Annotated in this window: 7 protein-coding genes and 1 pseudogene; 7 read left to right on the plus strand and 1 reads right to left on the minus strand. The window is 65.1% G+C overall.

The window, feature by feature from the left end; translation table 11 throughout:
* Positions 1-73 precede the first annotated feature (73 nt).
* From GKO32_RS22760 to nuoN, 5 genes are read left to right on the plus strand one after another with little or no spacing between them, the layout of a single operon-like run.
* Positions 74-886, plus strand: coding sequence for an NADH-quinone oxidoreductase subunit J (locus GKO32_RS22760; RefSeq protein WP_208024514.1), 813 nt, complete (start codon positions 74-76; stop codon positions 884-886).
* Positions 883-1182, plus strand: coding sequence for an NADH-quinone oxidoreductase subunit NuoK (gene nuoK / locus GKO32_RS22765; RefSeq protein WP_154758896.1), 300 nt, complete (start codon positions 883-885; stop codon positions 1180-1182). The genes GKO32_RS22760 and nuoK overlap by 4 nt, the downstream gene beginning before the upstream one ends.
* Before the next feature lie 13 nt (positions 1183-1195).
* Positions 1196-3091, plus strand: a complete 1896-nt coding sequence (nuoL, locus tag GKO32_RS22770) for an NADH-quinone oxidoreductase subunit L (protein WP_312868361.1) — start codon at positions 1196-1198, stop codon at positions 3089-3091.
* A complete protein-coding gene (locus tag GKO32_RS22775) occupies positions 3088-4638 on the plus strand; it encodes an NADH-quinone oxidoreductase subunit M (protein WP_154758897.1) in 1551 nt (516 codons plus the stop codon). The genes nuoL and GKO32_RS22775 overlap by 4 nt, the downstream gene beginning before the upstream one ends.
* Before the next feature lie 2 nt (positions 4639-4640).
* Positions 4641-6203, plus strand: a complete 1563-nt coding sequence (gene nuoN / locus GKO32_RS22780) for an NADH-quinone oxidoreductase subunit NuoN (protein ID WP_312868362.1) — start codon at positions 4641-4643, stop codon at positions 6201-6203.
* Between the two features lie 63 nt (positions 6204-6266).
* Here the strand turns inward: nuoN and GKO32_RS22785 are convergent, their stop codons facing one another.
* Positions 6267-6500 carry a hypothetical protein gene (locus GKO32_RS22785; protein ID WP_154758899.1) on the minus strand — a complete coding sequence of 78 codons (234 nt, stop codon included), beginning with the start codon at positions 6498-6500 and terminating at the stop codon, positions 6267-6269.
* A gap of 1103 nt (positions 6501-7603) precedes the next feature.
* Here GKO32_RS22785 and GKO32_RS22790 point away from each other — a divergent pair.
* A complete protein-coding gene (locus GKO32_RS22790) occupies positions 7604-8623 on the plus strand; it encodes a polyprenyl synthetase family protein (RefSeq protein ID WP_312868363.1) in 1020 nt (339 codons plus the stop codon).
* Between the two features lie 93 nt (positions 8624-8716).
* A pseudogene (locus GKO32_RS22795) lies at positions 8717-9641 on the plus strand (hypothetical protein); the annotation flags it as partial.

Consider the following 9641-nt stretch of genomic DNA (forward strand, 5'->3'; position numbering starts at 1 on the left):
GGCCCCGCCGCCCGGCCTGCCCGGCCGCTGACGGCGCTTCCGCCCGGCAGGTTTCGCTCAGGGAGGTGGCCGGATGTTGAGCGCGCTGGTGCTGGCGCAGGGCGTCGACCAGAGCACGTCGGTCGGCGAGGCGGTCGCTTTCTGGATCCTCGGGCCGATCGCACTGCTCGGCGCACTCGGTTTGATCTTCGCCCGCAGCGCGGTCCACTCGGCCCTGTTTCTTGCGATGACCATGTTCTCGCTCGGCGTGCTGTACATGGTCCAGCAGGCGCCGTTCCTGGGCTTCACCCAAATCATCGTCTACACCGGCGCGATCATGATGCTGTTCCTGTTCGTGCTGATGCTCGTGGGCCGCGAAAGCTCGGACTCGGTCGTCGAAGTCCTTCGCGGGCAACGACTCTGGGCCGGGATCCTCGGGATCGGCATCGCCGGATTGATCGTCACCGGGCTGCTCAACGCGCTGTCCAACGTGACCCCGGCGCCGGCGCCGAACGGCACGGCAGGCGGGATCGGCCGGCTCGTGTTCACCAACTACCTGTTCGCGTTCGAGCTCACCTCGGCGTTGTTGATCACCGCGGCACTTGGCGCGATGGTGCTGGCGTTCAACGAGAAGCGCGGCCGCCGCACGCAGAAGGAGCTCGTCGAGGCCCGGTTCCGTGGTGAGTACGAGCGTATTTCGCCCAAGCCTGGTCCCGGCGTCTTCGCGAGCTCGCACTCGGTGATGACACCGGCGCTGCTTCCGGACGGATCGGTTGCGCAGGACTCGCTGTCGGCGATCATCGAGTCCACCCCGACGGCTCAGCTCGAGGCCGAGCGGAAGCGTGTCGAGGGCAAGGAACCGCAGCCGGATGCGCATGCGCTGACCGGTTCTGAGGAGAAGAAATGACTCCCACCTACTACTTGTTGTTGTCCGCCTTGTTGTTTTCCATCGGTGCCATCGGCGTGCTGGTCCGCCGCAACGCGATCGTCGTTTTCATGTGCATTGAGCTGATGCTCAACGCGGTGAACTTGTCGCTGGTGACGTTCTCCCGCATGAACGGAGGCCTTGACGGCCAGGTGATGGCGTTCTTCGTGATGGTCGTCGCCGCCGCCGAGGTCGTGGTGGGGCTGGCGATCATCATGGCGATCTTCCGGACCCGGCGCTCGGCCTCGGTCGACGACACCAACCTGCTCAAGTACTGAGAGGGCTGTGTAAGTGACTGCATCATCGTGGCTGCTGGTCGCGTTCCCGGCGCTGGGTGCGCTGATCCTGCTGGCCGGGGGCAGGCGGACCGATGCATGGGGCCATCTGCTCGGCTGCGCCACCGCCATCGCGTCGTTCGTGTACGGGCTCGTCCTGTTCTTCGCGAGTGACGGCAAGCCTGTCGACACGAACATCTATTCCTGGTTCACAGTCGGCAACCTCTCAGTCGACTTCGGCTTCCGGATCGACGCCCTGTCACTGGTGTTCGTGTTGCTGATCACCGGAGTCGGCTCGCTGATCCACATCTATTCGATCGGCTACATGGCTGAGGACCCAGAGCGCCGCAAGTTCTTCGGTTATCTGAACCTGTTCGTGGCCTCCATGCTGGTTCTGGTGCTGGGCAACAACTTCATCACCCTCTACCTCGGTTGGGAAGGCGTCGGTCTGGCGTCCTACCTGCTGATCGGCTGGTACACCGACCGACCGTCCGCCGCGACCGCGGCGAAGAAGGCGTTCCTGATGAACCGGGTCGGCGACGTCGGCCTGGCACTGGCGATCTTCCTGATGTTCAAGTACCTCGGCACGGTCACCTACGCCGGAGTGTTCGCGAACATCGGCAACGCACCGCCCGGCGTGATCACGGCGATCGCGATCCTGTTGCTGCTCGGTGCCTGCGGCAAGTCCGGCCAGTTCCCGCTGCAGGCCTGGCTTCCGGACGCGATGGAAGGTCCGACCCCTGTGTCGGCGCTGATCCACGCCGCGACGATGGTGACTGCCGGGGTTTACCTGGTTGCCCGGTCGAACCCGATCTTCAACGCCACGGATAGCGGGCGCCTCATCGTCACCCTCGTCGGCGCGGTGACGCTGTTGATCGGATGCATCGTCGGCTGCGCCTACGACGACATCAAGAAGGTGCTCGCCTATTCGACCGTGAGCCAGATCGGCTACATGATGCTGGCCGTCGGGCTCGGACCCTTCGGCTACGCGCTGGGCATCATGCACCTGCTGACGCACGGCTTTTTCAAGGCCGGCCTCTTCCTCGGCGCCGGATCGGTGATGCACGGCATGAACGACGAGGTCGACATGCGGAAGTTCGGCGGGCTGTACAAGCGGATGCCGATCACCTTTGTCACCTTCGGGCTCGGTTACCTCGCACTCATCGGGTTCCCCTTTCTGTCTGGCTACTTCTCGAAGGACGCGATCATCGAGGCCGCGTTCGGCCAGGAGGGCTGGCGCGGTTGGGTGTTCGGCCTGACCGCGATGGTCGGTGCTGCGCTCACCGCCTTCTACATGACGCGCCTGGTACTGATGACCTTCTTCGGCAAGGAACGCTGGAAGGACATCAAGTCCACCGACGGCCGGGATTTCCACCCGCATGAGGCGCCCACCGTGATGACCGTCCCCATGATCATCCTGGCGATCGGCTCGGTCGGCGCCGGCGCGCTGTTCTCACTCGGCGGCAGGCTTTCGTCCTGGCTCACCCCGTCACTGGGTGAGTTGAGCGAGGCCGAGCACAGCGTCCTCCCGCACGCCCTCATTCCATGGCTGACAATCCTCCTTTCCGCGCTGGGTGTGCTGGTCGCGTGGCTGGTGGTCGGGCGGCGGGACACCCCCGTCGAGCGGCCGCAGAACGTGTCCGCCGTGGTCCGTGCGGCGCGCAAGGACCTGTACGGCAACGCGTTGAACGAAGCCCTGGTCGCGACACCCGGGATGTGGCTGACCCGGTTCTCGGTGTACCTGGACAGCCGCGGCGTGGACGGCGCGGTCAACGGCCTCGCCGCCGCGTTGGGTGGCGGCTCCGGGCGACTGAGGCGGCTACAGACCGGTTTTGTCCGCTCATACGCCCTTTCGATGCTGGCCGGTTCGTTCGTGCTGGTCGCGGCCCTGTTGTTGGTGAGGTTCTCATGACCTGGGTACTGGCGCTCATCCTGTTGCCGCTGGTCGGCGCGCTGGTCCTATGCGGCCTGCGGAAGAACGATCGAGCGGCCGTGACCGTCGCGCTGGCGTTCTCCATCGTCGAGTTCCTGCTGATGATCCCGATGTGGGCGACCTACCACCCCAGCGGTGCCCGGTTGCAGCAGACGTCGTCGGTGGACTGGATTCCGACCTTCGGTGTCCACATCGCGTTCGGTATCGACGGCATCGCGCTGATCATGATCGCGGTGATCACATTCCTGGTGCCGATCGTCATCGGTGCGCTGGGCACCGCCGACAAGCTCCCCGAAGGGCGCAGCGCCGGCGGATATCTCGCACTCATCCTGGTGCAGCAGGCGTTGACGATCGCGGTGTTCGCGGCCACCGACGTGTTCCTGTTCTACGTCCTGTTCGAGATCATGTTGATCCCGATGTACTTCCTCATCGGCGGTTACGGCGGCGCGAACAGGCAGTACGCGGCGGTCAAGTTCTTCCTGTACTCCTTCCTCGGCGGTCTGATCATGCTCGCGTCGGCGATCGGCGCGTACTCGATTTCCGCGGACAAGCTGGGTAGGGGCACGTTCGACTGGGCCACGCTCGTCACAGTCGTCCGTGACGCCCCGACCAGCACGCAGATCTGGCTGTTCCTTGGTTTCTTCCTCGCCTTCGCGATCAAGGCGCCGCTCGTGCCGTTCCACACCTGGCTGCCGGACGCGGCCAGTGAGGCTCCGATCGGGGTGGCGGTCCTGATCGTGGGTGTGCTGGACAAAGTCGGTACCTTCGGGTTCCTGCGCTACTGCCTGCCGATGTTCCCCGAAGCCAGCAAGACGCTCGCACCGCTGGTGCTGATCCTGGCGGTGATCGGCGTGCTGTACGGCTCGATTCTCGCTGCGGGGCAGCAGGACATGAAGCGTTTCGTGGCCTACGTGTCCATTGCCCACTTCGGGTTCATCGCGCTCGGCATCTTCGCCTTCACCCAGCAGGCCACCGTCGGCTCGGTGACCTACATGCTCAACCACAGCCTGGCGACCGGGATGCTGATCGTCATGCTCGGCCTGGTGATCGCGCGCGGCGGGTCGACGCGGATCTCCGACTACGGCGGTATGTACAAGGTGACTCCTTTGCTGGGCGGGATGTTGCTCATCGCGGGTCTGTCCACTTTGTCCTTACCAGGGACCAACTCCTTCGTCAGTGAGTTTCTGGTGCTGCTGGGTTCCTTCACGACCCAGCCGGTCTACGCGACCCTCGCTACGGTCGGCATGGTGCTCGCCGCGGCCTATGTGCTGTGGCTCTACCAGCGCCTCATGACCGGACCGGTCCGCGGTAACGCGCTCGTGGGCGCCGGCGGCGGGCCAGGCACGGCCATCGCACCGGAGCTCGGGGCGAAGAAGACCATCCGCGATCTCGGTGCGAAGGAGCTCGCGATCCTGATTCCCATGGTTGTGCTGATCATCGGGCTCGGGTTTTATCCGAAACCGGTGCTCGACACCGTGGGACCGTCGGTGCAGGCCACGCTTTCGGCCGTGCAAGGAGGGCACTGAAAGTGATCCACGTGCTGGCCCAGCAAGGGCAGATCGCGGCGCCGCCGATCGAGTACGCGGCGATCCTGCCGGTGCTGATCGTGCTCGGTGCGGCATGCGTCAGCGTGCTGTTCGAGGCTTTCCTGCCACGGCACATGCGCTGGCCTGGTCAGGTCGTGCTGTGCCTGCTGACGCTGGTCGGCGCCGGTGTCTCGCTCGCCGTCTATGTCAGCAGCTCACCCAAGGCGGGTCTGACCACATTGTCCGGTGCGATTTCGGTCGACAAGCCGGCATTGTTCCTGTGGGGCACGTTGCTCGCGCTGGCGCTCGGGGCCGTGCTGCTCATCGCCGACCGTTCCGTCGAGCCAGGCGGTGCCTTCGTGGCGCAGGCGTCGATCCGTCCCGGCACGTTCCAGGACCGTGCCCAGGTCGGTTCGACCGGCATGCAGACCGAGGTTTTCCCGCTGACACTGTTCGCCCTTGGCGGCATGATGACCTTCTGCGCGGCGAACGATTTGCTGACGATGTTCATCGCGCTCGAGGTGCTGAGCCTGCCGCTCTACCTGATGTGCGGTCTCGCTCGGCGGCGTCGCCTCCTTTCCCAAGAATCGGCGGTCAAGTACTTCCTGCTCGGTGCGTTCTCCTCGGCGTTCTTCTTGTATGGCCTCGCTTTGCTGTACGGATACGCGAACTCGGTGAAGCTGGCTGACATCGCCAATGCCGCCGCGGGCTCCGACCGATCGGACACGTTGCTGTTCGCCGGCATGGGGCTGTTGGTGGTGGGCTTGCTGTTCAAGGGCTCGGTCGGTCCGTTCCATACCTGGACGCCGGACGTCTACCAGGGAGCGCCGACCCCGGTGACCGCGTTCATGGCTGCGTGTACGAAGGTCGCCGCGTTCGGCGGAATCCTGCGGGTACTCACCGTCGGCTTCGAATCGACGAGCTGGGAATGGCGCGGAGTGTTGTGGGCGGTCGCGATCGTCTCAATGGTGATCGGCGCGATTCTCGGTCTGACGCAAACCGACGTGAAGCGCATGATCGCCTACTCGTCGATCGCGCACGCCGGGTTCCTGCTCGTGGGCACGATCGCGATGACCGAGCAGGGTCTCTCTGGGACCTTGTTCTACCTCCTTGCCTACGGGTTCACGACGCTCGCCGCATTCGGTGTGGTCTCACTGGTGCGCGACTCCTCCGGTGAAGCGACGCACCTTTCGGCCTGGGCCGGGCTGGCGAAACGGTCGCCGGTATTGGCCGGCGTGTTCACGTTCCTGTTGCTTGCACTTGCCGGGATCCCGCTCACGAGCGGGTTCGTCGGCAAGTTCGTCGTGTTCTCGGCCGCGCTGCAAGATGGAATGGCGCCATTGGTGGTCATCGCACTCGTGTTCAGTGCGGTGGCAGCGTTCTTCTACCTGCGGGTGGTCGTACTGATGTATTTCTCGCAGCCGGCAGCCGAGGGCCCGACGGTGAGCGTGCCGGGCGCATTCACGACGGCAGCGATCACACTCGGCGTCATCATCACGTTGCTGCTGGGTGTCCTCCCGTCCTTCGCGCTCGGCTGGGCCGGCGCGGGCACGTTCGCTTTCTGATAGTCGATGCCAACGGGTGTTCATGCCGGCTCAGCCGGGGTGAACACCCGTTTTGGCTGTGTGTCAGGCGATGTCGGGCAAGGGTGCGCTGAGCAGGCCGATCACGTCATCGTATGAGCAGCGATGTCGGTGGACCGATCGCTCTTCACACCGGCAATCCTGGCGTGCGCCTGCTTCCGTCAGATGACGCAGTTTCATTGCGTGCCGCTGCTTGAGTCCGTGCGCACGGGCTTCCTCGAATTCATGGCGAATGAGACGGTTCTGTGCGCGGCGGTCCATGGCGGTGGCGTCAGTCATAGTCCTTTTCCCTTCTGTCCTTGATTCCTCGACGGGCATGCCTCGATCATGCCCGGATGCCGTCCCGGATGGGAAATGTGAATGCAATTCTGTGGATAACCGAGGGGCATGTGGACAACTTCCGGGTTCTCGAAAACTGGCGGTTGTGTCGGGGTGGCGGAGCTGGTAGTGGTTTTACCGGGTGGTCGTGAACACTGGATTTCAGTCAGGAAAGGAGAGTGTGGCGGAAGTACTGACCAGGTAAGGCCTCCCGGTCCTGAGGTTGTCCTTTTAGGACAGTGTTGCTCGTTCAGGTGTGACAAGCCGGACTGCCGGTCTTGTGCCGATCTTGCCCGCGGAGTTATGAGACCTCGGTACTTTCACCCTTGTGGCCCGGAATCGACGATGTGCAGATTTGTTGATGCCGAGTCCCTGGGGTGTCGTGACCATCCGGTTTGGCAAGGTGGCGGTTGTCGACGAGTTCTGTGAATGTGCGACAGTGTCGCCATAACTCGGCACTGTCCACATGGGACCTTCCTTGAGAACCAGTTTGCGTGTCCTGATTCGAACGCACTCGTCAGGGACGGGTCCTGCAACGCCCGGTGCCCGAGTTGGAGACCGGTGTCAGCCCTGTCGATGATGGGAACGATCACACCGCCGGCGCCAACTCAGCTGGTCGGCGAAGGCCTGCTCCGCTACGGCGACGGCTGCCCTGGGGACGCCGAATATCGCTTGATCGCGCCGCCGTCCTTGCTGCGTTCGCACAGGATTACGGCGCCGACGGTCTCCAGGACGCCGTAGCCACTAACCCGCCGTCACCGACCCTGTACGGCGAGGGGTCGCACGCCGAAGTTTTGAGGGGAACGTGGTGGAGACCATAGTTGATCAAGTGACCTGTCGGGAAGGTGACCAACATGATCACCGCGACGATGGTGCTGTGCCTGTTCCCGCTGGTCACCGAGAAGGCGAATGCCGTAATGCGATGTCGACGGGTTCCTGGGGCCAAGGTGCGGGCTGGCTTGTCAAGCCCGTCGCGGGCCGCCTTGCCGAGCGGCCGACCAGGCTGTTCTGCCTTGCCATTACGCTGATGAAGACCGTAGTGACGTGCGAGAAGGCAGGAGAACGTGTCGGTTCACAGTGGCACCATCGAGGATCTGCGTGCGAGCGTGGGCCTCCGGATCGCCGATGAGCAACTGCTGCGCACCCTCGCCGCCGGGCTGGCAGACGTCGAGAACCTCTTGCGCGAGACCGCCCGCAGCGAGGTGAAGGCCGTGCACGACGCCGCGTCGCACTTGGTCGAGGCGGGGGGCAAACGTTTCCGTCCGATGTTCACGCTGCTTGCGGCCGAGTTCGGGGAGGGGAACCACGAGGGGGTTGTGACGGCGGCGGCCGCCGTCGAACTGGTGCACCTCGCCACGCTCTACCACGACGACGTCATGGACGAGGCGACGATGCGCCGTGGCGCGCAGAGCGTGAATGCTCGATGGGACAACACGGTCGCGATCCTCACCGGCGACTTCCTGTTCGCACATGCGTCACGGCTGGTGTCCTACCTCGGCACGGACGCCGCGCGGATCATCGCCGAGACGTTCGGGGAGCTGGTCACCGGCCAGATGCGGGAAACGGTCGGGCCTGCCGACGGCGAAGACCCGATCGAGCACTATTTGAGCGTGATCGCGCAGAAAACCGGATCGCTCATCGCGACCGCGGGCCGGTTCGGTGGCATGGTCTCGGGCGCGAAGCCTGAGTACGTCGAGGCACTGACCCGGGTCGGGGACATCATCGGCACGGCCTTCCAGATTTCCGACGACATCATCGACATCGCGTCTCCGTCGGACGAGTCCGGCAAGACCCCGGGCACCGATTTGCGGGAGGGTGTTCGCACGCTACCGATGCTGTTCGCGCTGGCCGACCCCTCGACCGATCCGAGACTGGTCGAGCTGTTGAGGGGCCCGATCACCGCCGACCCGCTGATCGAGGAGGCACTCGACCTGCTGCGTGCGTCCAGCGGCCTCGACCGCGCGATGGGCACGTTGTCGGACTACGCTCGCCGGGCGAGGGCGGAGTTGTCCGCATTGCCCGCGTCGGCCGCGCGCGATGCGTGCGAGTCCGTCGCGGACTATCTGGTCGCTCGGACGCGTTGATCCGACTCCGGCGCGTCATGCGCGTCATGAGTGGGCCGCTGTCGTGTCACTGACAGTGGTAGCGCTGCGGTTGACAAGAAAGGACAGCTCGAGATGTCCATCTTCGGGCAGGTGTGGCTGTGGAGCGTGGCGGCCTTTCTGGTCGGCGTGCTGCTGACGTGGGTACTGCTCGTCCGGCCCGCACAGTCGAGAAGCCGGGCGCTCGAGCGGCGGCTCCAGGCCGCACAGGCTGCGGCTTCGGAGCGGCAGTCCATGATGAACACCGCCGCGACCCGGATTGCCGAGGCCGAACCTGCCTCCCGCGCGACCGACTCGGGGCGCGCGTCGGCGACCAAGCGTGTGCAGCCGGGAGAAGAAGACCCACAGCCGGCGACGAGCTGGCTTGACCGCGACAGCTTCGGCCGGCATATGCCTGAGCCGAGCCGGGCGGGCCGTGACAGCTTGGACGAGACGGCGTTGTCGCAATCCGACCGCGACGTTTTCGGTGGGCGTCGGTCCGAATCCGATGCCGCCGAGCTTGGCCGGGCGAGTTTCCGGAACCGGGCGTCCGACGCGGCAGCGGCGGGACTCGAGTCGGCCGGTTTCGGTGAGGAAGCGTCCGGCGAGACAGGAGCGCGCTTTGACCGCGGTAGGTCAGGTGGGCGGGAGTCGGACGCAACGTCGGCCCAATCCGGTCGGGGTAGCTTCGGTGAGCAAGCGCCGGGCTTGTCCGGCCGGCTCAATTTTGGTGAGCAGGACTCGGGTCACGCGGCGAACTTGTCCGGCCCGGACGGCGTTGGTGCCTTCGAGCCGGATCCGGCGGCGCGCCGGTCCGGCCGGGAGGACTTTGACGAGCAGGGGTCGGGCGCGGCAGCAGGTCTGTCCGGTGGCGACAGTTCCGATGAACAGGAGTCGTATCCGGCGGCGGAGTGGTCCGGTCGGGGCAGCCTCGGGGAGCAGGTTCCAGATGGGGCGGCTGGTCGGGGCGCTCTGGGCGACCACATCGCAGACGCGGCGGCCGGTCGGGGCGGCCTGGGGG

It is taken from the genome of Amycolatopsis pithecellobii (assembly GCF_009707865.1).
GTDB lineage: Bacteria > Actinomycetota > Actinomycetes > Mycobacteriales > Pseudonocardiaceae > Amycolatopsis_E > Amycolatopsis_E pithecellobii.

Bases quoted from the DNA above. Each gene is read 5' to 3' on its own strand.
- nuoK (WP_154758896.1), top strand. From the start codon at position 883: ATGACTCCCACCTACTACTTGTTGTTGTCCGCCTTGTTGTTTTCCATC.
- GKO32_RS22775 (WP_154758897.1), top strand. From the start codon at position 3,088: ATGACCTGGGTACTGGCGCTCATCCTGTTGCCGCTGGTCGGCGCGCTG.
- GKO32_RS22760 (WP_208024514.1), top strand. From the start codon at position 74: ATGTTGAGCGCGCTGGTGCTGGCGCAGGGCGTCGACCAGAGCACGTCG.
- GKO32_RS22785 (WP_154758899.1), bottom strand. From the start codon at position 6,500: ATGACTGACGCCACCGCCATGGACCGCCGCGCACAGAACCGTCTCATT.